1 pseudogene is annotated in these 285 nt (G+C 51.6%); it reads right to left on the reverse strand.

Annotation, left to right across the window (positions count from 1 at the left end):
• A pseudogene (locus tag IR141_RS13090) lies at window positions 1–285 on the reverse strand (IS1595 family transposase); the annotation flags it as partial.

Here is a 285-nt window from a genome sequence, read left to right on the forward strand (position 1 = left end):
TTTCGGTACACCGTTAAATTTAACCAAGCGGTTTTTGGCATAACCCCAAAACAATTCGATGCCGTTAATGTGTTGCGCACCCCGGGCGAACTCGTCTACACCATGATGTACCCTGAAGTACTTTTCACAGCCCATATCAACCAAGCCGTGATAGCCGCTTCGGTATAGACTTTGTCGTCCCGTTTTAAGATGCCGAAAACAATGGTTTTGCCTCCCTCTCCCCCGCCCGCCCTCGGATGCGTTTGGAGCCGAAGTAGGATTCGTCCAGTTCGACCACACCGGCAG

This window comes from Neisseria sp. 19428wB4_WF04 (assembly GCF_015235335.1).
GTDB lineage: Bacteria > Pseudomonadota > Gammaproteobacteria > Burkholderiales > Neisseriaceae > Neisseria > Neisseria musculi.